28 protein-coding genes and 1 other annotated feature are annotated in these 25,569 nt (G+C 42.3%); of the genes, 23 read left to right on the top strand and 5 right to left on the bottom strand.

Features of this window, described 5'->3' with window-relative positions; genetic code table 11:
• The first annotated feature begins 13 nt into the window (after positions 1-13).
• Both ACFOZY_RS10700 and ACFOZY_RS10695 read left to right on the top strand, forming a co-directional pair.
• Complete coding sequence (locus ACFOZY_RS10700; protein WP_378155234.1) at positions 14-487, top strand: cytochrome c oxidase subunit II; 474 nt, start codon at positions 14-16, stop codon at positions 485-487.
• Positions 484-2,133 (top strand): b(o/a)3-type cytochrome-c oxidase subunit 1, encoded by a 1,650-nt coding sequence (locus ACFOZY_RS10695; protein WP_378155232.1) that lies wholly within the window; start codon positions 484-486, stop codon positions 2,131-2,133. The genes ACFOZY_RS10700 and ACFOZY_RS10695 overlap by 4 nt, the downstream gene beginning before the upstream one ends.
• Before the next feature lie 167 nt (positions 2,134-2,300).
• Here ACFOZY_RS10695 and ACFOZY_RS10690 read toward each other — a convergent pair whose 3' ends face one another.
• Positions 2,301-2,732 (bottom strand): DUF2935 domain-containing protein, encoded by a 432-nt coding sequence (locus ACFOZY_RS10690; protein WP_378155230.1) that lies wholly within the window; start codon positions 2,730-2,732, stop codon positions 2,301-2,303.
• 236 nt (positions 2,733-2,968) lie between these two features.
• On the opposite strand from ACFOZY_RS10690, the gene ACFOZY_RS10685 reads away from it, so the two are divergent.
• The 8 genes from ACFOZY_RS10685 to ACFOZY_RS10650 all read left to right on the top strand — a co-directional run bounded on the left by ACFOZY_RS10685 (position 2,969) and on the right by ACFOZY_RS10650 (position 12,517).
• Positions 2,969-3,673 (top strand): class I SAM-dependent methyltransferase, encoded by a 705-nt coding sequence (locus tag ACFOZY_RS10685; RefSeq protein ID WP_378155228.1) that lies wholly within the window; start codon positions 2,969-2,971, stop codon positions 3,671-3,673.
• Complete coding sequence (locus ACFOZY_RS10680) at positions 3,670-5,259, top strand: amidohydrolase (protein WP_378155226.1); 1,590 nt, start codon at positions 3,670-3,672, stop codon at positions 5,257-5,259. The genes ACFOZY_RS10685 and ACFOZY_RS10680 overlap by 4 nt, the downstream gene beginning before the upstream one ends.
• Before the next feature lie 52 nt (positions 5,260-5,311).
• Entirely contained in the window at positions 5,312-5,563 is a 252-nt protein-coding gene (locus tag ACFOZY_RS10675) for a phage holin (protein ID WP_378155224.1), read from the top strand.
• A gap of 158 nt (positions 5,564-5,721) precedes the next feature.
• Complete coding sequence (locus ACFOZY_RS10670) at positions 5,722-7,545, top strand: PAS domain S-box protein (RefSeq protein ID WP_378155222.1); 1,824 nt, start codon at positions 5,722-5,724, stop codon at positions 7,543-7,545.
• A 116-nt stretch (positions 7,546-7,661) separates the two neighbouring features.
• Positions 7,662-9,419: a DNA helicase RecQ gene (recQ, locus tag ACFOZY_RS10665; protein ID WP_378155220.1), complete on the top strand. Its 1,758-nt coding sequence runs from the start codon at positions 7,662-7,664 to the stop codon at positions 9,417-9,419.
• A 77-nt stretch (positions 9,420-9,496) separates the two neighbouring features.
• Positions 9,497-9,709: a binding site (T-box leader), on the top strand.
• A gap of 35 nt (positions 9,710-9,744) precedes the next feature.
• On the top strand, positions 9,745-11,427 hold the full coding sequence (argS, locus tag ACFOZY_RS10660; RefSeq protein WP_378155218.1) for an arginine--tRNA ligase: 1,683 nt from the start codon (positions 9,745-9,747) through the stop codon (positions 11,425-11,427).
• Between the two features lie 69 nt (positions 11,428-11,496).
• The gene (locus tag ACFOZY_RS10655; protein WP_378155216.1) at positions 11,497-11,700 is read left to right on the top strand and encodes a hypothetical protein; all 204 of its coding nucleotides are present in this window, start codon (positions 11,497-11,499) and stop codon (positions 11,698-11,700) included.
• A gap of 124 nt (positions 11,701-11,824) precedes the next feature.
• Positions 11,825-12,517, top strand: a complete 693-nt coding sequence (locus tag ACFOZY_RS10650; protein ID WP_378155214.1) for a glycosyltransferase family 4 protein — start codon at positions 11,825-11,827, stop codon at positions 12,515-12,517.
• 40 nt (positions 12,518-12,557) lie between these two features.
• Here ACFOZY_RS10650 and ACFOZY_RS10645 read toward each other — a convergent pair whose 3' ends face one another.
• The 3 genes from ACFOZY_RS10645 to ACFOZY_RS10635 form a co-directional block, all read right to left on the bottom strand.
• Positions 12,558-13,304: a YqjF family protein gene (locus tag ACFOZY_RS10645; RefSeq protein ID WP_378155212.1), complete on the bottom strand. Its 747-nt coding sequence runs from the start codon at positions 13,302-13,304 to the stop codon at positions 12,558-12,560.
• Positions 13,305-13,355: 51 nt separating this feature from the next.
• Positions 13,356-13,943 (bottom strand): YitT family protein, encoded by a 588-nt coding sequence (locus ACFOZY_RS10640; RefSeq protein ID WP_378155210.1) that lies wholly within the window; start codon positions 13,941-13,943, stop codon positions 13,356-13,358.
• Between the two features lie 183 nt (positions 13,944-14,126).
• A complete protein-coding gene (locus ACFOZY_RS10635) occupies positions 14,127-14,669 on the bottom strand; it encodes an NADPH-dependent FMN reductase (protein WP_378155208.1) in 543 nt (180 codons plus the stop codon).
• Between the two features lie 105 nt (positions 14,670-14,774).
• Between ACFOZY_RS10635 and ACFOZY_RS10630 the strand changes: the two genes are divergently transcribed.
• From ACFOZY_RS10630 to ACFOZY_RS10575, 12 genes are all read left to right on the top strand, one after another.
• The gene (locus ACFOZY_RS10630) at positions 14,775-15,230 is read left to right on the top strand and encodes an NUDIX hydrolase (RefSeq protein ID WP_378155206.1); all 456 of its coding nucleotides are present in this window, start codon (positions 14,775-14,777) and stop codon (positions 15,228-15,230) included.
• A complete protein-coding gene (gene fosB / locus ACFOZY_RS10625) occupies positions 15,227-15,646 on the top strand; it encodes a metallothiol transferase FosB (RefSeq protein ID WP_378155204.1) in 420 nt (139 codons plus the stop codon). Before ACFOZY_RS10630 ends, fosB begins: the two co-directional genes overlap by 4 nt.
• Before the next feature lie 120 nt (positions 15,647-15,766).
• Positions 15,767-16,810 carry an ATP synthase beta subunit C-terminal domain-containing protein gene (locus tag ACFOZY_RS10620; protein ID WP_378155202.1) on the top strand — a complete coding sequence of 348 codons (1,044 nt, stop codon included), beginning with the start codon at positions 15,767-15,769 and terminating at the stop codon, positions 16,808-16,810.
• Positions 16,811-16,898: 88 nt separating this feature from the next.
• Positions 16,899-17,471, top strand: a complete 573-nt coding sequence (locus ACFOZY_RS10615; RefSeq protein ID WP_378155200.1) for a nucleotidyltransferase domain-containing protein — start codon at positions 16,899-16,901, stop codon at positions 17,469-17,471.
• Positions 17,468-17,989, top strand: a complete 522-nt coding sequence (locus ACFOZY_RS10610; RefSeq protein WP_378155198.1) for a P-loop NTPase family protein — start codon at positions 17,468-17,470, stop codon at positions 17,987-17,989. Before ACFOZY_RS10615 ends, ACFOZY_RS10610 begins: the two co-directional genes overlap by 4 nt.
• A gap of 108 nt (positions 17,990-18,097) precedes the next feature.
• Positions 18,098-18,943, top strand: a complete 846-nt coding sequence (locus ACFOZY_RS10605) for a VOC family protein (protein WP_378155196.1) — start codon at positions 18,098-18,100, stop codon at positions 18,941-18,943.
• Between the two features lie 65 nt (positions 18,944-19,008).
• A complete protein-coding gene (locus ACFOZY_RS10600) occupies positions 19,009-20,088 on the top strand; it encodes an NAD(P)H-dependent flavin oxidoreductase (protein ID WP_378155194.1) in 1,080 nt (359 codons plus the stop codon).
• A 112-nt stretch (positions 20,089-20,200) separates the two neighbouring features.
• Positions 20,201-21,298, top strand: a complete 1,098-nt coding sequence (locus tag ACFOZY_RS10595; RefSeq protein WP_378155192.1) for an AI-2E family transporter — start codon at positions 20,201-20,203, stop codon at positions 21,296-21,298.
• Positions 21,299-21,448: 150 nt separating this feature from the next.
• Positions 21,449-21,835, top strand: a complete 387-nt coding sequence (mscL, locus tag ACFOZY_RS10590) for a large conductance mechanosensitive channel protein MscL (protein ID WP_378155190.1) — start codon at positions 21,449-21,451, stop codon at positions 21,833-21,835.
• A gap of 154 nt (positions 21,836-21,989) precedes the next feature.
• Positions 21,990-22,544 carry a biotin transporter BioY gene (locus tag ACFOZY_RS10585; protein WP_378155188.1) on the top strand — a complete coding sequence of 185 codons (555 nt, stop codon included), beginning with the start codon at positions 21,990-21,992 and terminating at the stop codon, positions 22,542-22,544.
• Between the two features lie 42 nt (positions 22,545-22,586).
• Positions 22,587-22,868: a hypothetical protein gene (locus tag ACFOZY_RS10580; protein WP_378155186.1), complete on the top strand. Its 282-nt coding sequence runs from the start codon at positions 22,587-22,589 to the stop codon at positions 22,866-22,868.
• Between the two features lie 82 nt (positions 22,869-22,950).
• On the top strand, positions 22,951-23,559 hold the full coding sequence (locus tag ACFOZY_RS10575; protein WP_378155184.1) for an MjaI family restriction endonuclease: 609 nt from the start codon (positions 22,951-22,953) through the stop codon (positions 23,557-23,559).
• Here ACFOZY_RS10575 and ACFOZY_RS10570 read toward each other — a convergent pair.
• Positions 23,529-24,581, bottom strand: coding sequence for a DNA-methyltransferase (locus ACFOZY_RS10570; protein WP_378155182.1), 1,053 nt, complete (start codon positions 24,579-24,581; stop codon positions 23,529-23,531). The two genes, ACFOZY_RS10575 and ACFOZY_RS10570, sit on opposite strands and share 31 nt — an antisense overlap.
• Positions 24,582-24,714: 133 nt before the next feature.
• On the opposite strand from ACFOZY_RS10570, the gene ACFOZY_RS10565 reads away from it, so the two are divergent.
• Positions 24,715-25,560: an MBL fold metallo-hydrolase gene (locus ACFOZY_RS10565; RefSeq protein WP_378155180.1), complete on the top strand. Its 846-nt coding sequence runs from the start codon at positions 24,715-24,717 to the stop codon at positions 25,558-25,560.
• The last annotated feature ends 9 nt before the right edge of the window (positions 25,561-25,569 follow it).

Genomic DNA, 25,569 nt, shown 5'->3' with positions numbered 1-25,569 from the left:
GCAGGTGAGAATAATGCATCTTCATAAGTATGAAAAGATTTGGTTAGGCTTTGGAATTATTGCATTAGCTATATTTTTATTGATTGTCGGAATTACAGCTTTTTCACAGGGACATACGCCATCCGGAGGGATGGATATGATTGATCCGAAAAAAGTAAATGAGACAGCGCCATTTGATAATCCGGGAGTAACGAAAATTGATGATGATACGTACCAAGTTGCGATCATTGCCATGGCTTTCGGTTATAACCCATCCAAAATTGAAGTGCCTGTCGGGAAAGAAATTATCTTTAAAGCGACCAGTACAGATGTTGTTCACAGTTTCACGATTGATAACACGACTGTGAACATGATGGTTGTGCCTGGCCGGATTGCAACAAAGAGCTACACGTTCGACAAACCAGGAAATTATTTAATTTTATGTAATGAGTATTGTGGAGTAGGTCATCACATGATGTTTACAGAAATAGAGGTGGTTGAGCCATGATCGCAAAACAAGATCGTTCGTTGGCTTTATGGAATATAGGAACTGCATATGTAGCGTTTCTAATTGGGACGCTCATGGGATTGTTACAGGTTTTCGTACGGAATGACAAGTTGGATTTACCTGCTTGGTTGGATTACTACCAAGTACTTACAGCACACGGAGTTCTACTCGCCCTAATCTTTACAGCATTCTTCATCTATGGATTTTTAATTACGGGTATGAGTAAATCTTTAGGCAATTATAGTTCGAAGGTTCGTAAAACCCTTTGGATCGGTTTTATCGTGACATTAATCGGAACAATCATGGCAACAGTGATGATCATTTCCGGTGAAGCTTCAGTTTTGTACACATTTTATGCTCCACTTAAAGCAAGTGGCTGGTATTATGTAGGGCTGGCTCTCTATGTAGTCGGAACTTGGATCAGCAGCTTCGGGTTAATCGCACATTACATTTCTTGGAGAAAAGCACATAAAGGTCAGTTGAGTCCTTTATTCGCCCATATGACAATTGCAACACTCATCCTCTGGATCATTGCTTGTTTAGGAGTAGTCGCAACTGTTCTTATCCAGTATATCCCTTGGGCATTCGGTTGGGTTGATACGATTAATATCGAATTGAGCCGTGCATTGTTCTGGTACTTCGGGCACCCACTTGTGTATTTCTGGTTGCTGCCTGCCTATATCGCATGGTATGTCGTTGCACCGAAAATCTTAGGAACAAAAGTGTTCAGTGATTCACTTGCCAGATTATCATTTGTATTGTTCATCTTGTTCTCAATTCCGGTCGGATTCCACCATCAGTTGAATGAACCGGCCATATCTGACTTCTGGAAGTACTTGCAAGTTGTCCTAACTTTCATGGTTATTATTCCATCATTGATGACTGCATTCTCGATGTTCGCTACATTTGAAATCGCAGGAAGACAAAAAGGCGGTAAAGGGCTATTCGGTTGGTTCACCAAACTACCTTGGCATGATATTCGCTTTACTTCTCTGTTTGTTGCCATGGCATTCTTCATTCCTGGTGGAGCAGGCGGGATTATTAATGCAAGTTTCCAAATGAATGAAATGATCCATAATACGATGTGGGTTGTAGGCCACTTCCATATCACTGTCGGTACACCTGTAGCCATGACTTTCATGGGTCTTACATTCTGGTTAGTCCCTTATTTAACAGGAAGACAATTTACGAAGCCGCTTAAGAAGTTGGCGTTCATCCAAATTATTACTTGGGCAGTCGGTATGCTTCTTATGTCCACAGCGCAACACATTTTAGGTCTATTAGGAGCGCCAAGACGAACTGCTTATACAGGCTATAATAATCATCCGTCTACATTGGAATGGTTCGACGGCATACTTTCGAACCACGTTACGATGGCGGTTGGAGGAAGCATCTTATTCCTATCTGCTCTGATGCTGATTTACATCGTTGTCCAATTGATGTTCTTTGCACCAAAAGCGGAAACAGAAGAAGAGTTTGTCGACTTCCCTATGGCAGAAAGTGATATGTCCGGAACACCGAAATGGCTTGAAAACTGGTGGATTTGGATTGGAATAGCGGTATTGCTCATCATCGCAGCGTACGCAATACCATTGACACATTTAATTCAACACTCAATAGGTTCAATTGGCTTTAGAACTTGGTAAAGGAGATGATTTGAATGTTCTTGCCCGTTTTAACACTGATCGTTGTCATTACACTTGTTACAGGAATCTACGTTGAAGTTAATAGTTAAGATTGTTAAGAATAGCTGAAACAAAAGAGAAATCTGCACGACTCAATTTAGAGTTGGCAGATTTCTTTTTTAATAGATTTAAGTTGTCTGTTGCAATAACAGTGCCTGCCCAATGCCGATGAAATATTCAGATTCCCGGATAATATGATTCAGGACAGAAATGGCAATCGGGTTGTTTTTCACCGGCGCACTTTCCGTTTTAATTTGCCTGCAAAGATGAATGAAATCTTCGCTTTGTTTCAGACAAAATTCAACAAGTTCTAACACACTATGCGTCAGTTGTTCAGGAACATAGTAAGAGGACCTAACAACTGTCTCGATGTAACGGACAATATGTTGATGAGTCTCTGAAAGTGCAGCTTCCCACTTATGTAGAGCATCTACAAATGGCTGCTCTAAATCGGGGACAAGCTCCCGGATGACGACCGTATGCTCTTCCTCTTGGTGCTTCCAGAATTCAGCCTCATCCAAGATCCGAAGGGGCATTTGCTGCCCATAGTAAAATTGCATCTCTATCCCTCCTCCTGCATGGTATGTGGCGAATCATGACGGTATTCCAGCAAAAACCGAAAGAATATTGTAACCTTTTCCATCCTTGTAGGGGGGAGAGTAAAAGATAAAAAGATAGGTGGGATTCGGACATTTAAGTTTTAGTGGCTTTTTCTATGTTATCAGTGGAAATTCTCTGATATTTTCATCGAACTGCTTTGATATACTTTACATATAAGGGAAAGGGGAGCTTGTATGTGAGCAATCTAAAGTTCGATCAAAAAACGGCAAATGAATATGAAAAGGGCATCCGGAGAACACTCCCTACTTACGATGCCATGTATAAAATGACACATTCCTATTTAAGGCAGAACGTAGGAGAAAAAGCTTCCATTCTAATTGTCGGCGCCGGAGGGGGAACTGAACTTGAAGTATTTGGTAAGGGGAATGCAGAGTGGACTTTTACTGCAATCGATCCTTCAGCTTCGATGCTCGATTTAGCCAAAGTAAAATCAAAAGAATTAGGATTATTAAATCGAACGAAATTCTTCAGCGGAACTGTTATAGATTTGGATGAGAGAAACCTATACGATGCCGCAACCAATATGCTGGTACTTCATTTCATACCATCCATTGAAGAGAAGCGAGAAACGTTAAATAAGATTAACCGGCTCTTGAAGCCAGGTGCGCCGTTGATCATTGCCTCTATGTTCGGCGAGCCTGGACAGGAAGAGTTTGAAGAGAAAGTCAAGCTGTGGAAGCAGTATTGGCTGGACCGGACAAAACTTAATCCGGAGGCAATGGAAGATATGGAAATGTCAATTCGGAATCTATCCTTCTTGGCGGAGAATGACATCCGATCATTGCTTTTAGACGCAGGATTTGAACGCATGACTAAGTTTATGGAAACGGCCATGTTTGGTAGTTGGATTTGTTATAAAAAGAAATCGGGGGATGAATGATGAAGACACTTTGGTACGGTGGACCCATCTATACGATGGGAAAAGAGGGAGAGAAAGTAGAAGCCATCCTGGTGGATGAGGGACGAATCTCAAAAGTTGGGTCTGTGAAAGAATTGAAGTCTTTCGCAGATGAAGAAATCGATTTAAAAGGGGCTGTTTTATATCCTGGTTTTGTAGACAGCCATATGCATATGATTGGGCACGGAGAAAATTTAAGTAGGCTCGATTTGTCAGATGTTACCTCCTCTCAAGAAATGAGAGATCGGTTAATGGCAGCAGTTGAAAGTCATCCACAAGGGGAATGGTTCATCGGGGAAGGATGGAATGAGAATAATTTTTCGGATAAAAAGATTTTCTCACGTTATGAGTTGGACAAAATTTCACAGTTACCTATGATATTGAAACGAATTTGCCGTCACGCAATGGTGGTCAACTCAAAGGCGTTGGAATTGGCAGGGATTACAAAAGAGACGCCTGATCCGGATGGAGGCGTTATTAAACGGGATGAAAAAGGCGAGCCTACTGGCCTGTTAATGGACGAAGCGATGGAACTTGTCACAAAAGTCCTGCCAGACTTCAGCGAAGAATATTTGGAACGTGCTTTAGTAAAGACGGTAGAAGATCTGATTGCAAGAGGGATTACCGGTGCCCATACGGAGGATATGGGCTACTACGGCCATTATAGTAAGCCGCTGAATGCCTTCAAACGAGTCATAGGGCCGAATCGGAAATTCAGGGCGCATCTCCTTCGCCACCACACCGTATTCGATGAGATGATGAAAGATGGTGCCGCATATAACGAACCATGGGTTGAGCCGGGTCCGATGAAGATATTTGCAGACGGTTCTTTAGGCGGCAGAACAGCTCTATTAAGTTCGCCATATAGTGATCAACCAACAACTCATGGTGTGGCAATCCATTCCGATGAAGAACTTAATCGTCTCGTTGAACTAGCTAGAAGGCATGGGGAAGCAGTGGCAATCCACATGATTGGTGATTTGGCAGTAGAGAAAGCTTTGGATGCAATTGAAGCTCATCCTGCACCAGCTGGCAAGAGGGACAGACTTATTCATGTCTGCATTCTTCGCGAGGATTTAGTGGATCGAATAGAAAAGCTTCCTGTGGAATTAGATCTCCAGCCAAGTTTCGTGACATCTGACTTTCCGTGGGCAGCTGATCGACTTGGGGAGGAGCGGCTGAATTGGGCATACGCATGGAAGAAGCTCTTGGACAGAGGCTTGCTCTGTTCTGGTGGTTCCGATTCCCCGATTGAAGATGTCGACCCTCTTAAAGGGATGTATGCAGCAGTTACCCGTCGACTGCCAGGTGAAACACATGAAGGGTATCTACCGGAAGAGAAACTTTCCCGTTTTGAAGCAATTCGCTTGTATACGGTTGGGAGTGCAGAAGCAATTTGCAAAGAGGATATCCGTGGATCAATTAAGGAAGGATATGACGCAGATTTCACGGTTCTTGACAGGGACTTGTTTGAAGGGGAACCGGAAACATTTCTACATGCCCAAGTGAAGATGACTGTTATCGCAGGAGATATTGTCTATCAAAATTTATCAGTATTAGACAAATGATAGAAATAGATTCTCCTCCATCCGCATACATTGTGGAAAAGGAGGGAAATCCATGGCAGAACAAAATGTACCAATTCAACGCATGACCATTATCCGGACGCTTCTCTTGTTTCTTGCTTGGTTCAATCAATTCCTATCGATGAATGGATATAGTCCACTTCCGTTTTCTGATCAGGAATTGGAGGTCGGTGTCTCGATGCTCGTGACGTTCGTAGTTTCCATTTGGACATGGTGGAAAAATAACGATATTACAAAAAAAGCCCGTTCCCGTACAGAATATTTAAAAGGAAAGGGAATCATGTGAAACGAAATTAGAAGATAGCCGTCAACTAAATTTGAACGGCTATCCTCTTTTCGAAATTTAACTTTTATAATATTTAGAATTGTGTTTACATTAATTCAGAGTAAAGTTAAAATAGAAAGGTAGTCAAAGCGGGATGGCATGACAAAGGGGGATTTGTTGTGGTCTTGGGTGGTATTAAACAGCTTATTGATGAAAGCGATCTAATCGTTAACATTGCAATCGATTATTCGGTTTTAGTGATGAATTTGAACGGGGAAGTCCTTAATGCCAATCAGACATTTCTTTCTTCTGTGAAGATGGAGAATGCTGACATTGAGGGTTTCCCTTTTATTGATTTTTTTCCCGTTGAAGAACGTCGGAAAGTGTCGAATTATATATCATTAATATCGAATCATCAAAGTTTCTTTCCCTTTAAGGCACGAATGGTCAACTTAAAAGGTGAAAGCGTCTTCTACCATTGGACATCCGCAACTGTACATCAGGATGGGTTGATCCGTTTGGTTGGACAAGTTGAAGAAGAGCCTGAAAGCGATGAATGTCTGAATGATATTGATATTTCATGGCGAGATTCCTTTTTTGAACGTACAGGCAATCCGAAATTGATCAGTGATCTGGATGGAAATGTTTTATTTATAAATAAAGCCTTTGAAAAATTGTTTGGCTGGACGCTTGAAGAATTGCAACAGGAAGTGAACTTGCTCTTCCCGGAGCACCTTAGACATGAATTGAACAGTCATAAAAAGAGAATCATGTCTGGATTAAATGTCGTGAAAAATCTTACATATCGGAAGAAAAGCGGTAAAGTCGTCCCGGTTAAGACAACATATTCTCCGATTTATGATCGATCCCATAAAGTCATCGGTTTCTCAGTGGATGTCAAAGACATGTCAGAACTAATGGAGGCGAAGAAGCAAGTCGAAATTCAGAAAGCGGTCATCGAGGAGCAAGAATACTTGCTTTCCAGTATCATGGATCATATTGAAGAGGGTATTGCTCTATATGATCTTGAATTAGATTCTTTAACGTATTTCAGCCCAGGTTACCTGGATATTTGGAACATCGATTCGGAAGAACTAAAAAAGAACTACCGTATTGTCCATCAGATGGTGTTGCCCGAATACCGAGGAGAGTTCATTAAAGTTGGGGAAGGATTGGTGGAACATCCTCAGGTGATGGAATACCAGATTGATACAAATGGATCGATTAAATGGCTGCGTTCCAAGATTACTCCGTATTTCGGTAAAGATGGAACCGTAAAAAGGCAGATTATCTTGACACAGGATATCACAGAGTTGAAAAGCCGTGAAATGATGCTAAGAAAGACGGACAAGCTTGGAGTCATAGGGAAACTAGCAGCAGGAATAGCCCATGAAATCAGAAATCCGTTGACCTCCATCAAAGGATTCCTTCAATTATTGGCGATCGATTCCAAGAATGGTTATACCGATGTGATTCTTTCAGAGCTTGAACGAATAGAATCGATTATGAACGAATTCCTGACTCTTGCTAAACCGCATCAAGAAAACGATATGAAAGTTCGTGAATTCATATGTGTTGTAGAAGAAGTCAGATCATTCATGAGTCCTGAAGCGCTGTTGAATCGTGTTCAGATTCAATCGGATTACCAGGTTGAGAAGTTAATGGTGAACTTTGAGCCGAAACAAATTAAACAAGTACTGATAAACCTGATTAAGAACGCAATTGAAGCGATGCCTGATGGAGGGACAGTTACCCTTAAAACGTACGAACTAAATGGTCAAGCAGTCATTGAAGTAACTGATGAAGGGGCGGGTATCCCGAAAGAGCGGCTTGCACGTCTTGGCGAACCATTCTATTCGAACAAAGAAAAAGGGACGGGACTCGGGCTTATGGTCAGTTATCGGATCATCCAGAACCATAGCGGTACGATTCAATTCTTTAGTGAAGTAGGCAAAGGCACAACTGTTCAAATTAGACTACCGATTTCCAATGACTTTGTATGAATCCATTGAGATAGACGCCATCATAACTTATAATAATAGGTAACAATTAGTCGGGTCCCCCTTTCCTGAATGGACGGGGGCCCGTTCTTTTTTGTAGAAGACAGGGAGTGTCCATAATGTTGGAAAAAGCGATCGAACAATTGAATACATACTTCGGCTATTCCTCTTTTCGACCTGGACAAGAATCGGTCATTGAAAAGGTGATTGAAGGTGAGAATGCACTTTGCGTTATGCCCACTGGTGGAGGGAAATCGATCTGCTATCAGATTCCTGCCCTTGTATTAGACGGTACGACAATTGTTGTTTCACCACTCATCTCCCTTATGAAGGACCAGGTTGATGCATTGACTGCTGCAGGCATATCTGCGGCCTTTTTGAATAGTTCGCAAAGCCCTTACGAGATGACAAAAACATTGGAAATGGCTAAATCAGGAGAATACAAGCTTCTATATGTTGCGCCGGAACGATTAGAATCTGTTTCTTTTATGAACGATTTAAGAGAAATGAAGGTTCCGCTCATTGCTGTAGACGAGGCACATTGCATATCCCAATGGGGGCATGACTTCAGACCGAGCTATCGGTCAATCGGCAAATTGGCTGATTGTTTTCCGGATCGGCCGGTCGTCTTGGCATTAACTGCAACGGCAACGCCTGTAGTAAGAGAAGATATATGCAAACAACTACAGATTAAACAACAACACACAGTCATGACAGGTTTTGAACGAGAGAATTTATCATTCTCTGTTGTGAAAGGTCAAGACCGAGGGAAGTTTTTACGTGAGTATTTGAAGAAGAATGATAAAGATGCGGGTATTATCTATGCTGCAACGCGCAAAACCGTTGACCAGCTATATGATTCATTGAAAAAAGGCGGAGTCTCCGTCGCGAAATACCACGCAGGTTTATCGGAAGAGGAACGTGAACATGCACAAGAGCGTTTCCTCAATGATGAAGTGAAAGTGATGGTCGCAACCAATGCATTTGGTATGGGAATCGATAAGTCCAATATTCGATTTTGCTTGCATTATCAGTTGCCGAAAAACATGGAGAGTTACTATCAGGAAGCAGGTCGTGCAGGCAGGGATGGGCTGCCGGGAGAATGTATTGTCCTTTATTCTTCACAAGACGTTCAGCTCCAACGTTTCCTGATCGACCAATCTTTAGAGCGCGAACGGATTCCTATGGAGTTGGAAAAACTTCAGGGGATGGTCGATTACTGTCATACAGAGAATTGTCTACAGCAATTCATCATCCATTACTTTGGTGATTTAGATGCATCATCCTGTGGTAAATGTGGAAACTGCACAGATAATAGAGAGAGTCATGATGTGACCAAAGAAGTTCAGATGGTGCTGTCCTGCATCGTCCGTATGGGGCAAAAGTTTGGTAAAGGGATGGTTGCCCAAGTACTAACAGGCTCGAGAAATAAGAAAGTATTGGACTTTGGCTTCGAGGACTTGCCGACGTATGGAATTTTGAAGGAACATAGTGCAAAGGATGTTACAAATCTGATTGAATTCATGATTTCAGAAGAACTCATCGGAGTGTCCCACGGTTCGATGCCGATTATCTATGTAACGGAAAAAGGAAAAGATGTGTTACTAAGTAAAGTAACGGTTCATCGGAAGGGCACGGTCGTAACAAAACAAATTTCTGATGACGATCCGTTGTTTGAAGAACTTCGATTACTTCGAAAAAATATGGCAGCTGAAGCAGGTGTCCCGCCATTCGTTATTTTTTCAGACAAGACGCTGCGAGATTTATGCGCAAGAAGGCCGGCTACTGAAGATGAAATGCTTGATGTTCACGGAATCGGCATAAACAAGATGGAGAAGTACGGAGAACCGTTTTTGGAAGCGATTCGGGAGTTTTAATAGTATCAGGTAGCTGAAGGCGTTAGCATATCTGAAAAAGGTAATTGACTCTTGTTGAATGCTCTGCTAAATTGTTATCAATATCAATGAGGAAGAGAGTAGCCGTAGAATACTTCTTAAGCGAGCCGGGACATGGTGGAAGCCGGGCGATTGTACTATGGTGAAACGCACTTCTAAGATGTTTTCTTGAAGGAAGTAGGGAAAACCGGGGACTCCGCCGTTATGGAGAAAGCGGCCCGGTAATGGGCAATGTGAGTGGTACCACGGAAGCACAAGCTTTCGTCTCATCTTTTTGATGAGGCGAAGGCTTTTTTTATTTAGTTGAATGAAAGGAGTAATTGCTATGAAATCTGAGGTCGTAAAATTATTGAATGAAAACAGCCTCATATCAGTTGAAGAAAGCATGTTAGAACATCCTGTCCATGCTCAAATGGGAGACTTGGCATTGCCATGTTTCCCATTCGCCAAAGAACTGAGGAAATCACCAACTTTAATCGCGCAGGAGATTGCGGAAAAGTTAAATAGTCCACTGATTGAACGGACAGAAGCGGTAAATGGCTATGTCAATATCTTTTTAAGCAGGAATGGGATTACTGAAAGTTTGATCCGAAAGATTTCGGATGAGGGGACAGAATTCGGTTCTTCTTTCACGGGTAATGGTGGAGTTGTCACCATTGATATGTCATCTCCAAATATAGCAAAACCTTTTTCTATGGGTCATCTTCGGTCGACGGTCATAGGAAATTCCATTGCGAACATTCTCGAGAAAAGTGGTTATAAAACCATCAAAATAAACTATATCGGTGACTGGGGAACACAATTCGGCAAGCTGTTGACGGCTTACCGTAAATGGGGAAACGATGAAGAAGTTAAAGCCGCTCCGATTCAAACATTGCTAAGGTACTACATCAAGTTCCATGAGGAAGCAGAATTGAAACCTTCCTTGAATGACGAAGGCAGAGCAGCCTTCAAAGCATTGGAGGATGGTGATTCAGATGCACTCGCTCTTTGGAAATGGTTCCGCTCAGAATCATTAAAGGAATTCCAGCGGATCTATGATCTGCTTGGCGTGACTTTTGATAGTTATAACGGTGAAGCATATTATAACGACAAAATGGACCCGATCGTACAAGAATTAGACGAGAAGGATTTACTCACCGAATCTGATGGAGCTCAGGTCGTTGAACTGGGAGAGGATATGCCGCCTGCTCTCATTAAAAAGTCGGATGGTGCTACCTTATATGTCACACGGGATTTGGCGGCAGCTATAGATCGAAAGCAGACTTATCATTTTGTTAAATCCCTATATGTCGTGGGGAATGAACAAAGCCTCCATTTCACACAATTGTGTCAGGTGCTTTCAAAAATGGGGTATGACTGGTCGAAAGACATCGAGCATATCCCCTTCGGTCTAATTTTGAAGAATGGTAAAAAGATGTCAACTCGGAAAGGAATCATCGTTCTTCTGGAAGAAGTGTTGAATGAAGCCATTGACTTAGCAAAAGGTACGATAGAAGAGAAGAATCCCAATTTGGCCAATAAACAAGAGGTGGCAGAAGCGGTTGGAGTAGGGGCCATTATCTTCAGCGACCTAAAACAACATCGCAAGCATGATATTGAATTCAATCTATCTTCTATGCTTCAAACTGAAGGGGAAACGGGACCGTATGTGCAATATGCTAATGCCCGTGCGCATTCTATTCTGCGGAAAGCAGGAAATGTTGGCGAATTAAAGATTGATGAAGTGAATGACTTTGAATGGGAAATCGTAAAGGAGCTTAATCAGTTCCCGTCTATAGTGGAGCGATCTGCGCGAAGCTTGGATCCTTCCGTTATAGCAAAATACGCCATTGACTTAGCCCAAAAATTCAACTCATTTTACGCAAATGTTCAAGTCTTGTCGGATGAAGTCCAAAAACCGTATAGACTGGCTTTAATCCAGGCAGTGACTATTGTTCTCGGCGAAAGTTTACGCCTTTTAGGAATGAAGTCTCCTGAAGAAATGTGAGGGTTGTAACCGGAAAAGGGTATATTAATCGGACAGTTCGTTATCCTAACAAAAAGGAGTGGATACTGAATGTCTAACGATGAAAAGAAGTATCAAGACCCATATAGCTATTTGATGGACCAAGATGTGGACACCTCAAAGGAAACGAAATTTGCAGGCTCAACATTTAGTGCAGATGCAAAAAACAAAGATGAAGTTGCAACAACTGCCTATACAAATAGCGGGAAAAAAGACGACTTTATGAATGACCGGTTAGAAAACGCAGGTGAATAATTCAGAGCTTCCCGATTAGGGAAGCTTTTTACATAACGGACCTTTTCAAACTTTTACGTATAATATTGGACAAAATCGCCAAATTCTATGAGTGACAACATGTAGAACAACTGGAGGGTTACATTTGGCGATATTTAAAAAAATGTTGAATATATTTAGAAGTAAGAAGAGTTCTGATCGTCCGGAGCTCATATCTTTAAAAGGTGGGCAGGAACAGGTGGAACTTGTAAAGGTGGACCAAGCTTTTTGTGTAAAAGGAAACCGGAAATTAGTTAGGCGTCAGCTTGGATGTAGGGGATTTCTAATTGTTTCAATCTCTGGCTTAGAGAAGGATCATGGAATTTTGACTCTACTAAAGGCATTCAATCTGTTAGTGAACAAAAGAGCAAGTTCTAATATCCTTCTCCTTATCACTCATTGCGAAGCAGAGAACCTGCACCAAGATAAGAGTTGGCCGAATGATCCGGAAGTATTGAAATTACTAGGTGGGCTTGAGAATCGTGTTAAGTTTTTTGGCCCACAATCGAAAGAACGGCTTGCAACATTGTTTAGTGCTGCTACTGTAACCGTAGTTCCCTATCAAAAAGAACAAGCCATACTCGAAGCACAAGCATGCGGTAGTCCGGTCATTACGGATCAAAGGGTGGAACCCAATCTTGTATTGGACGGAGAAACAGGATTACTTGTAACTGATGATTCAGAGGATCTGGCACTTGCCATGGAAGCAATCATTAAAAATGAAGTCCTGGCAAAACGAATGGGGAAACAGGCTGCAGTCAGAATGAAACGTTTATCTGGCCAGGCTGTTTCGACATAAATGAAAAAGGAGGCTGTCCGTGTGCTGGATAGCCTCCTTTCTAATTTTCTTCCTTCACTGGGAGCCAGAACAAAGCGTTTTTTGTAACTGAATAATGGGCTTTGGGTACTCTGTTTAGAAACTCCCGTGGCACGAATTGGGCCATGGTATTACTTGTTAACTCTACGTTAACTGATTCCAATGCCCACTTCCGGTGGTGTAGGTCCGTTCGGAATAAGTCATCTCCAAACAAAGACCAAAGGCAATAACGCTCCGCCATCCAATGTTGAAAACTTCCTTCTTCGTTTGGTATTCCTTCACCTGTGGGCTGATAATTTACGTGCAAAGTTTCACGCGGCAATCCCCGCTCTTTTCGTATACTCCTAAAATTCACATCTGTCGAACTACGATCTAATGAAACATCTGCAAAAAAGTAAGGCAAGGAATAACCGGTTCTGGCTGCCTTTATGGCAAGTTTGTTTGTAGTATCCAAACTGAAAAAGTAGACGCCAGGTTTCCCGTTTTTCTTTACATACGTGCGGACATTCACTTCTGGAAATGTACTTGTGAAAGGGAATGGAGGAAGAAAGCGTCCCCGCAAACCGTTCACTTCAAATAAGACAATCCCAAGCCAAGCAGTCCCATCATATAAATCCAATTCAACCTCGTCTGGAATATGAGGTCGGATGACATCGGGAGGGACTGGCCAATGCAGAAACAGAACATCATCCCACCGTTGTCTCATGATCCATGGAAGGTCTGGGACAGGGAAAGGCCGATGTTCAGTAAATTGAAGCACCCGATGCATACAAACACCTCCAGTATTCTAATACTGTTTCCTGAATAGAGGAAGATTAAACTATAACCTAAAGTATCGTCTGACGATGAAAGTCGATGATGCACCGACACAACAGACTGTCGCAAGCGAAAGCAAAAAGTTGGCGGCCGGCAGTAAATAACTGCCGATGGAAATAACCAATACATCGACCAGAAAAATGATCACGCCTGGATTTGCGCGTAGATGCTTAGCGATCAGTTGAGCAAAAAGATCAGTCCCGCCAATACTCGTGTTATAGACCAACATTAGCCCGACTCCTGATCCAACTAATAGTCCACCTCCCACGGCACTAACAATCGGAACAGTCATATAGCGTTCGCCAAGGATATGGAGAGGATAGAAAAAGTCGATGATCAATGATGAAAAGAGCATTCCATTCAGTCCGTTGAAAAAGAATGGACGGTGAAAAAAATAGGCAATAGCAAAGATGGGTAAGCTGACCATTAAAATTGCCAACCCGACTTCAATGTCTTTTAAGTAATGGAATATGAGTGCGACACCGAGTGCACCACCGTCAAGGAGCTCGTAAGGAACTAAGCAAAAGTTGACACCAACAGCAATTAACAGACTGCCAACAACTATGGCCATAAGTTTACGGAATGTGTACATGGATTCCCACCTAAAAACAGACTTCATCCATATATATATGTTTGTCCTTCCGAACTTAGGTAAAAAAAGAAAAATCGCACCGACATCGTGTCGGCCTGAAGCGGCTCGGTGCTTGCCCTCGGAAAGCGTACGCCTGGAGCGATTGCTCCAGTAAATACTTTTTGTCGATAACCTGATCCACCTCTATGGGTGCGAAGATAGTTTCTTTTGGAGGTCGACCATTTCTTCTGCCAGTTGCTCAATGCGACGGTATATTCCTTGATCAATCAGATCGCTGTCTTCATCGAACTTATCGTTATGAACAAAAATATGCTTCGTAGGTGTAATAGCTTCGAAATAATGCAAAATGGGAACTAAATTGTATTCGGCCACCATGAAGTGACGCTCAGAGCCGCCGGTAGAGATAAATCCGGCTACCTTTCCTTTAAATGCTTTTATGGGCAAGAGATCAAATACATTTTTTAAAGCACCAGGTAGTGAAGCCTGATAGACCGGCATGCCGAATAACAGCACATCCGCATCTAAAATCTTATGTACGATATTTTGAGTATCCTCATTGTAATAAGAGAGCGGAACCCCCGTTGCAAATTCCACGTCAAACTCTTTTAAATCGATAATTTCTGTTTCGATTGAAGGGTCAATCTTCTTAGCTGCTTTCAGTACTTCATGAACGACTTTTAATACTTTATAACCGGATAATGTACCGGAGACACCAACGAATTTCAAGAAAATTCCCACCTTTCTATTGAAGTACGAACAAATTTCGTAGACAGTATTAACATACCCAATATTCAATGTTATTTCATGAACGATGCTTAAGGGGGATGAAAAATGGGATATGTGAAAGAATTGAGGAAAGTCGTCGGACATCGACCGCTTATTTTGCCAGGAGCCGTTGCAATCATATTAAATGAAGAGGATGAAGTACTTCTTCAGTTACGTGGTGACGGTGGTGGATGGGGTTTGCCAGGCGGAATCATGGAATTAGGGGAGAGTTTGGAAGAAACAGCCGCCAGAGAGGTATTTGAAGAAACGGGACTAACAGTCGAGCAGTTAAAGCTGGTTGGTCTTTTCTCTGGGAAAGACTATTATTTGAAAGTTGCCAATGGAGACGAGCTTTACTCCGTGACAGCCGTGTATATGACAAGAGAAGTATCGGGGGAATTATTGAAGGATGGGGTAGAAACTATGGATCTTCGCTACTTCCCATTGCATCAGTTGCCAGGAGACGTGGTGCCAAGCTATCGGAATTTCATACATACAAGCCTCGGAGACTTGTTAATATGATTCAAGGGATTAATCATTTCTTGTTTTCTGTCAGTGATTTGGAGCACTCCATTGAGTTCTATCGTAACGTCTTTGGAGGAAAACTTCTTGTAAAAGGCAGGACGACAGCATACTTGGATGTTGAGGGAATGTGGTTCGGGCTGAATGAAGAAAAGGACATTCCTCGAAATGAAATCCGGGAAAGCTACACGCATATTGCGTTTTCCGTAAGTGAGGAAGACTTTGAGATGATCATGGAGCGGTTGAAACAATTTAATGTAAAGTTACTACCAGGAAGAGAGCGGGATATACGGGATCGGAATTCTATCTATTTTGTGGACCCCGATGGTCACAAATTCGAATTCCACATGGGTACGTTGGCAGACCGTTTGGATTATTACCGTGAAACAAAACCGCATATGACATTTTACGATTAAAAGTTTGACGAAATATAGTCAAATTTTTTCTTTTTGTAAAAATAATTACGCCAAAGAGTAAATATTAATTGCATTAAAGCGTAAAATAAATTACTCTATAAATAAGGGAGGGAGAAAATCATGGAAAATGAAGAGTTGCGTTTAAATGTTTCATTGTTAAGAAGACGAGTGCCAAATTTAACGAGTGCTGCAAAGGCGGTCGGATTACGTCCAGCTACAGTATCTAACTTATGCACGGGGAAAATATCCGTAGGGAAATCCGAAGTCCGGACATTGGTGGCCCTTGCAGATTTGGCGAAGTGCAGTTTAGATGAACTCATAATCAGAGGGGAGAAGATTGAGATGATCGAAACGAAGATCAAAGCATTGGATCTGTTTGCACCACTTGCAAAAGGGGGGACTGTCGGATTAGTTGCGAGACCTGGGATGGGACAGCTTGTCCTTTTATCGGAAGTATTCTGCCGCTTAAAAGGAGAGGGGTTCTTTACGATGTTGCTTATGCCTGAAGGAAACCCACCGGAAATTGAAGAGGTTCTTCCATATGTTGATGCTGTTACAAACTCAATGGAGGAAACATATGGACAAATGGCGGGGGCAGGAAAAGATATCATCTTTGCTGCAGACAAAAGTCATGTGGCGAAAGGGACGATCTATGAATTGCAAGAACGTTTATCATCAGTAGGCATAGATAACGTCACTACGTTTTTGTTGGATCTTAGCGGTCAGGCAATGGATGAAGATTTACCGTATGGACCACTTGAAACAGCATGGCAGTTCGATGCGGATTTGACAGCAAGACATTTGTTCCCGGCTGTTAACCCACTACAGTCGACATCTTCTGTATTGGAAGGAGCCCATATCGATCAGAATCACTTCTTTATTCAGCAGCGTGCTCAAAAGCTATTGAGACGATACCGTGAATTACGTTCTTTAGTTTTAGTTAGCGGCTTTGAGAAACTACCTGCTTCTGAACAACAAATCTATAAGCGCGGGGAACGCCTGGAGGCTTACTTGACGCAACCATTCTACGTAGCTGAAGAATTTACAGGCCAGAAAGGTGAATCGGTCAGCTTGGCGGAAACATTGAAGGACGTTCAGGCAATTTTGGACGGCTCCTACGACGTAAAAGAGGCTGTTGAACTAAAATATGTTGGAACGCTTTAAGTATTGTACACGTGAATTTAATTGAATAAAATGAAAAGACATAGGAGTGACGATTAGGTCACTCCTTTTTCGAGTTGGGGGTGTAGAAATGTTCGAACCATGCAAGAAGATTAAAGAGTTGATGTCCGGGTTTGATCGACCGTGGGCAATTGCCGGGGGATGGGCGGTTGATCTGCACGTTAACAGATTGACACGAGAGCATTCAGACATAGAGATTGCCGTGTTTCGTCATGATCAGTTCAAACTTAAACAATACTTGAATTCGTTTGCGTTCCGAAAAGTGGTCAATGGTCAGCTGATTGAATGGTCAGGAGAAGAGCTAATATTGCCAGTGCATGAACTCCACGCTTCAAATGGAGAACAGGATATTGAGATCCTGTTAAATGAATCAAAGGATGGGAACTGGCTCTTCCGTAGGGAACCTCAAATTTACTATGATGCGGGACGGGTTATCGAGAACTCTACCGATAGTTTTCCATACTTGATTCCCGTTATTGTGCTTCTGTATAAAGCGAAGCACTTGAGGGAGATGGATCATGCTGACTTCCTTGTGCTGAGAGATGTTTTAAATGATAAAGATCGAATATGGCTATTGAAATCATTAGAAATCCATCAACCGGGTCATCCATGGATCCGGCTATTGGGAGGTATACGGACTTGAAACGGATTATGGTGATCGGTGTATCTTCAGGAGTAGGGAAATCCACATTTGCCAAGAATTTGGGGGAAGCCTTGAATATACCGGCTGTACATTTAGATTCTCTCTTTTGGAAGCCTGGCTGGGTGGAGGCGAGTGTTGAAGAGTTCAAGGATGCCCAGCGTGAAGTAGTTCTGATGGAGAGATGGGTCATCGACGGTAACTATAGTAATTCGTATGACGTGAGAGAGAGGCACGCAGATACTGTCATCTATTTGGAGCTGCCTTTAAGAATATGCTTATATCGGGTTTTTAAGCGGTATTGGATGAATCGCGGGACTACCCGACCTGATTTAGGGGAAGGATGTACAGAGAAACTGGATGTACAATTTCTGAAATTCATTATCACTACTTACAAAAGACGAAAAAATCAAATGGCTGATCGTCTACGGCGATATGAAGAAGAGGGAAAAACGGTCATTGTATTGAAAAGCAAAGAGGAAATAGCCTCCTTTTTAGAAAAGGTAAGGGGATTGACATAATCGGTTTACTAAAATATAATAAGTTACATAAAGTAACTAACGGTGAACATGAACACTACATTCCTGTGTTCTTTTGGTTGCTACCGTTATAAAATCAGGAGGAATCTCATGCAATTTCATCGTAAACCACATACTTATGTAAATAATGTCCACTTATATGTAGAAGATTTAAATAGATCGGTTCAATTTTATGAAGAAATTTTAGGTTTCAAAACATTGGAACGTACAGACCGGAAAGCTGCTTTGACAGCAGACGGCAAAACAGCTCTTTTAACGGTTGAACAGCCTGAAGGAGTAACACCGAAGGAACCTCACCGGTCAGGTCTATACCATATGGCTATTTTGCTTCCGACAAGAGCCGACTTAGGAAGATTCCTTCAGCATCTATTATTGAACGGAATCCGACCAGGATCTTCCGACCATTTGGTGAGTGAAGCTTTGTACTTCAACGATCCGGATGGAAATGGGATTGAAGTATACCGTGACCGCGAACCGGAAGAATGGGCTTGGAATAATAACCTGGTTGTTATGGCAACAGAATACTTGGATGCACAAGGTGTATTGGATGCTGGAGGCGGACAGCCATGGACCGGCTTGCCTGCTGACACGTTGATGGGCCATATCCATTTGCATGTTGGTGATGTTGATGCAGCAACCGAATTCTATACGAAAGGGCTCGGCTTTGAAGTTGTGTCCCAATATCCAAATGCCAACTTCTTAGCTACTGCCAAGTATCATCACCATATCGCCGTGAACACATGGCAAGGGGAAGGTGCACCACCAAAAAGCGCAAACAGTGTCGGTCTCCATTCGTATACACTAGTTTATGGAGACGACAAAGTCCTACAACAGGCAGTTGAATCTGTCCGCTCCCTCGGCTATACGGTCGAACAAGAAGGCAATGTTTATGTAACCGCCGACCCTTCCAAAAATCGCATTATCTTAAGTCTATAAATGGAATTGCTCCCTCTTGGGGGCTTTTTTATTTATACTTAGGGAAATGAAAGGGGTGTGGTTATATGAAATGGAGAACGAGACTTTGCGAACGGTTAGGGATTGAACTTCCAATCATCCAGGCGGGGATGGCTGGGGGAATCACATCTCCTGAAATGGTGTTCGGTGTGAGTAATGCAGGAGGTTTGGGAACGCTGGGAGCAGCCTATATGAAACCGGAAGAGATACGCGAAGCCGTCAAAAAAATCCGGGCTAATACCGATCGTCCCTACGCAGTAAATCTCTTTTCGGTTAACTTGACGGATGACTTCGAGCGGCTTGACGAGGTCCAGTCTGTACTTAACCCGATCAGGGAGAAATTCGGCATACAACCATCTGCCCTTTACAGAAGTCCTGATCTGTTTGAGGAACAGATGACAGTGTTATTTGAGGAACGAGTTCCTATCATCAGTACGGCGTTTGGCTGTTTGCCGGAGCGGCATGCCGAAAAGGCAAAGGATCTTGGGATGAAGATTATGACCATGGTGACTACTGTAGAGGAAGCGGTTGAAGCTGAACGAAGAGGCGCAGACGTTATCGTAGCGCAAGGAAGCGAGGCGGGAGGACACCGTGGTACTTTCGACGTTGGAAAATATCCGAATGGAGCAAATGTAGGGACATTTGCACTCGTTCCGCAAGTGGCCGATGCGGTGAAAGTGCCTGTAGTGGCAGCCGGTGGAATTATGGACGGGAGAGGACTTGCAGCTGCACTTTCTCTCGGCGCGGATGGAATCCAAATGGGTACACGTTTCCTGACTTCAATAGAGTCGACAGCACATCAGGCATATAAAGAAGCCCTATTACGGGCCGATGAGACGAGTACGCAGTTGACAAAAAATTTCTCAGGAAGACCAGCAAGGGGAATACGAAATTCTTTTATTGAAAAGTTCGAGGATTCCGGCGTTGAGCCACTCCCATTTCCTTCGCAAAATACAATAACAAATGATATTCGTGCTGCTGCCAAGAGAGCTTCAGAGGCGGAGTATATGTCCCTTTGGGGTGGGCAGGGATTGAGGCTGCTGAAGGAAGGGCAGACGGTATCTCAAATAATTGCAGAAACGATCGATACAGCAGAAAAAACGATTCAAGAGAGGTTCGGAATATAACATTATTGGGCATAATAAATTAGTAGTATTGAAACTTTCTTTTCTTTCAAGCGTAAGAGAAAGGTATACTGTAAGAAATAGCATTACTATCTATCGAGGTGCGTGAATTACATTGACGAATAAATTATGGTTCCAGCTTGGAGTGGGGATCCTACTCGCTATGCTGATCATCCGGTTATTTGCGGAAATTAGAAGTATATTTAACCCCATCATTATCATTGCACAAACTATTTTCTTGCCGTTATTAATAGGTGGAGTGCTTTTCTATCTGTTTTTACCGATGCTCAAAAAGCTTGAGCGAAGATGGAAGTTTAAACGATGGGCAAGTATCCTAACGATTGTTGGCGTGATTGTTGGAGCATTGTGGATCTTTGTTTCAATCGTAGGACCACCATTGACTGCCCAGGTTAATGAGTTGGCCGATAATTCGCCAGAGATGTGGGATGACATTCAGAAAATGTCGAAGAATGTGTGGAATCAAAAAGATAAGCTTCCAGACGAAGCCGAAAAAACAATCAATGATTCCTTCACAGCTGCACAAACGAAGATTAAAAATATTATCGTCGGAATCGGAACCGGTATATTCAACATTCTTCAAGGTGTGTTCCAAGTTGTACTTGTTCTGATCTTAGTACCATTCTTCCTTATTTATATGTTAAAAGATCATGAAAAGCTGGCGCCGTTCATTGCAAAGTTTTTCCACGGCGACAAACGCCAGTGGGTTCGCAAGTTGTTGGCTGATATCGATTCCACTTTGCAGGCATACATACGCGGACAAGTTACGGTCAGTGTATTCGTCGGAATTCTGTTATTGATTGGGTATTTAATCATAGGTTTGGAATACGCTCTTCTATTAGCGATTTTCGGTATGTTTATGAATGTAATCCCGTTCATCGGTCCTTATATTTCAGTTATCCCTGCACTTGTCATTGCATTGTTGCAAGAGCCGAAGATGGCAATCTACGTAGCGATCATTATGCTGGTAGCACAACAGGTTGAGAGTAATTTCATTTCTCCCCGTGTTATGAGCCGTGCTCTGGATGTCCATCCGTTAACTGTCATTACGGTGATTTTGGCTGCGGGTAATATTGCAGGATTCATCGGCATCTTGGTTGCAATGCCTGCATATGCAGTAGGTAAGGTCATCCTGAAAAACATTTACGCAAGGCGAGTGGAAATACGGGAGGCAGTTACGAAAGAAGTAGAATGAAAAAAGGATGTCCATAATCGAAATGGACATCCTTTTTCTTATGGTTTCAATATGACTTTAATGCGCAATTAAAAACAAGTAAGAAATTCACCTATTAACCTGTCTCTTCAGTTAAACTATTACTACTAAATTATAGGGAGAAGATTCATTATGTGGAATGATTTTAAAGCTTTTGCGTTCAAGGGTAATATTTTTGACTTGGCCATTGCAGTCGTCATCGGTGCTGCATTTGGTAAGATAGTTTCTTCCTTCGTCGAAAATATTTTGACCCCGCTTCTTGGCATTTTAATGACAGGTATCGATGTTTCAGGTTTGAAAATTCAAGTTGGGGATGCGGAAATATTATATGGGGTTTTCATCCAATCCATCATAGATTTTCTCATTATCGCAGGAGCCATTTTCTTGGCAATCCGGTTGCTAATGAAATTTAAGCGTAAAGAGGAGGAAAACGTGGAAAAAGAAGCTCCGCCAGTGGACGTGAAAGAACAGTTATTGGAGGAAATCAGAGACCTTTTAAAAGAACAGAAAACAAACTGAATCAGCCATTCCATAAGTCAAATCTGTCTTATGGGTGGTTTTTTTATGAAAAAAACACTTCAGCATATTGACGATAGACGGTAAATAAGATTATAGTATTTGTGTTAACTAATTTAATTATTAGGTTAACACATTTTTTGTGGGGGTTGTACATATGAGAAATGAACATCTGAAAATGCTGATTGTATCTGCTTTATTTGCAGCAATTATAGGGATTGCCGCACAAATTACGATTAAAATTCCGCCAGTTCCATTTACGGGACAAACACTTGCGGTAATGTTGACTGCCACCATTTTAGGAAAGAGATATGGAACGATTTCAGTGCTCCTTTATGTATTAATGGGCATCATCGGTGTTCCGGTATATAGCGGCATGATGTCCGGACTTGGCGTCATTTTTGGACCGACCGGTGGTTACATTGTCGCTTTTATTCCAGCAGCCTATTTGATCGGTTGGATGGTTGAAAAATTAGGGTATTCAACGATTGCTTCTTTGTCTGCGAATATTATTGGGGCAATGTTGGTTTTAGTAATCGGAACAGTTTGGCTAATGTTCTTTGCACATTTGGACTGGATTAGTGCGTTCAAGGGTGGCATGCTGCCATTCATCATTCCTGATATTTTAAAAGCTACAGTTTCGGCAATTGTCGGGATTATTCTATACAGAAGGTTGGCTGCAGCGAGACTGTTGCCAAGCCATTCCGTATAAATTAAGTTAACTGCAGCATAGTAAGGAAAAAGGAGCCTTGCCATGCTATCTGAATTTCCCGTCATACACACGAATGTATGGGACGCGATTTGGGGAATCCCCGTAGTGATTCTTTTAACGTGGATTATTAAAAAGATATTTAACGTAAAACCTGCTTATGTCCCGAGCGTAGCCACGATTTTAGGTTTGGCTATTTCAATTTTTATCAGTCATCGGGAGAACCTTTCTGCAGGAATATTTATGGGGTTCATTTACGGAGGAGTGGCAGTCGGTACATATGCTGCATTGAAAACTTCCATACGGGCATTCCGTGCGAAAGCATAAATGCCCGTATGGAAGTTTTTCTCTTTTGACAGATAAAACAGAGGGTTATAGTGTAAATATATATTGCATAGGAGTGATCCAAATGAAAACAATTAAAATCAGCAGGGGATTTATCAAAAAAGTGAACGCCGCTCCAACGGTAGAGTTCCCCAAATATACGACGCAGCTAATGAATGTCGCAAACCAAAATTCTCATGCTACCCGTCCGAGGAATGTCGGACAATTATCGGATCTATTCCAACAGTATGTGATGGAAACGGAGCATCATTCAATTGAAGGCTGGAAACAATGGTATACCGATAAATATCCGAACACTATGGATGAGGCGACGCAGAAGATAAAAGTACAAGTTGACAACTTTAAAGCTGCTATCAATCTTATTGACGAAGACCTGATTCGTTTATGGGTAGAAGATTTAATTGTCACCAAAACCTTCCATGGACTGTATGTTCAAAAAGCAATCATCCAAAAAGTGGCCGAGTTGGCGGAAACGGAATATCGTGCTTCCACCCCGGCAGAAGAGAGCAAGGGGATCGATGGAATTATTGGAGGAAATCCGGTTTCCATTAAGCCGACGACATATACGTATATGAAAAAACTAAACGAAAAAATTGAAGTCCCGATCATTCAATATGAAAAAAGCGGTGATGATTATATCGTTCATGTTCCTGATGGTGTATTACCTGAGTAAGTGACAAATACTTTGTTATCCATCGAAAGAATATTCTCAATGAAGGGGAGAGAAAGGTTCATTTCCTGTTTAGTTTTAACTTTAAACTGATGAGGCAAGTTGATGTACCATTTGTCTTTCCCTTTTTCTTCTTCGGTTTGGACGAACTTGATATGCTGATCAAGTCGATTTTGAATGATTGTATTCAAACTCTTCTGGATTGTTCCTGCATTTTGGGCGATACTTAACGCGAGTTCCATATCAATTTCAGCACCGTAACTATTTCTTCCGGCGCACATTGCGGCATATATAGTCGTTCCCGTGCCAACGAACGGATCTAAAACTGTATCACCCTTGACGGAATACATATTGATCAATCGATAAGCGAGTTCGAATGGATATGCCCCACTTCGATCCCGGCTTTTTTCTACTTTCATTTGCTGACCAGTTCCCTTAATGTCCCATAAGTCAGAAAACCACACATTACGCTCTTCCCAGAAATATGCACTTTCTTGCCGCATTTGCTTTTCATCTTTTGATTTGAACTCTCTTTTTCCTCCTTTACGGAAGATTAAAATGTATTCATGCTCAAAAGTCACATATGCGCCTGCAGGGTACATGCCAGACCCCATGAATTTGTTCGGAGCATTCGTTTGTTTTCTCCAAATGATATCTGGTAAAACGGAATAGCCCATCTCCGAAAATTTTCGAATGATCCTCGCATGATTAGGATAGAGCTGAAATTGTCCATTGATCGTCTTGGTGGCATCCCCGATATTGATGCACACAAACCCGCTGTCAATTATTTTCCGATCTACCTCTTCCCAAATCGCGTCAAGTGTCTCATGCATCAGTTCAAAAGCCTGATTACCGTCAAAATGTTGTAAAGCCTCGCCGATGGAAGGGTTTTGGTTAATGAAAATTTCATCCCACATCTCGATCATCGGATAAGGTGGTGAAGTGACAACAAGTGCCACCGACTTGTCCCGTATTGCATTAAGATGGGCTGAAGATGTATGTAAAATTTCATGGAATGTCTGCAAGATGTTGCCTCCTCAAAATGAATGACTACTTGAATTTTATCATATTGAATGTTTTAAAACTAGTGCTTAGTGATGGTTTTGAGAATCCTATAATGGGAAAGGATAAGGGTAAAGGTAGAGGAGGGAAAAGTGGATGGAGGAAAAAAATGCGAGTTCATCGACTGAACGTTTTATCCCGATGACCTCGCTTAATAGTGGGGAAGGGATTGAAATAACGCCCGATCTGTATAGTTTTACGATTCAGGTAGTGAATGTCATCTTTGTTGGACTACCGGATCGGCCAAATGATTGGGTGCTCGTAGATGCCGGCATGCCAAAGTCTGCAAATAAAATCATCGAAGCGGCAGAGGAACGGTTTGGTGAAGGCGCTAAGCCGAAAGCGATTATTTTGACTCACGGTCATTTCGACCATGTAGGAGCGCTTATTGAATTGGTCGACCGTTGGCAAGTTCCGGTTTACATCCATTCATTAGAGTTTCCCTACGTTACCGGAGAAAAGAATTATCCTAAGCCCGACTCCACGGTTCAAGGCGGTATGGTAGCTAAAATGTCCCAAATGTTCCCGAATGAGGGGATTGACTTGAGTGGACATGTTCAGCCCCTTCCTTTAGACGGTTCAGTACCATCCATGCCGGATTGGCGTTGGATTCATACACCGGGCCACACGGAGGGACATGTATCGCTGTTTCGTGAACACGATCGAGCTCTGATTGCAGGTGACGCGTTTGTAACGGTAAAACAAGAATCACTTTATCGGGTCTTTACGCAGGATTTGGAAATCAGCGGGCCGCCAAGGTATTTGACGACTGACTGGAAGGCATCGAAGGAATCCGTAGAGAAATTGCATGCGTTGAAGCCAGCATGTGCAGTGACAGGTCATGGAATACCTGTAGCAGGAGAATGGCTTGCAGAAAATTTAGAGTTATTGACCCGAGGTTTTGATGAGATCGCGAAACCGGATTACGGTAAATTTATATAATTTGATGCC

The organism is Chungangia koreensis (assembly GCF_042651785.1).
GTDB classification, from domain to species: Bacteria; Bacillota; Bacilli; order Bacillales_A; family Planococcaceae; genus Chungangia; species Chungangia koreensis.
Note: the sequence above shows the minus strand (reverse complement) of the source record. Positions and strands in the feature narration are given on the sequence as shown.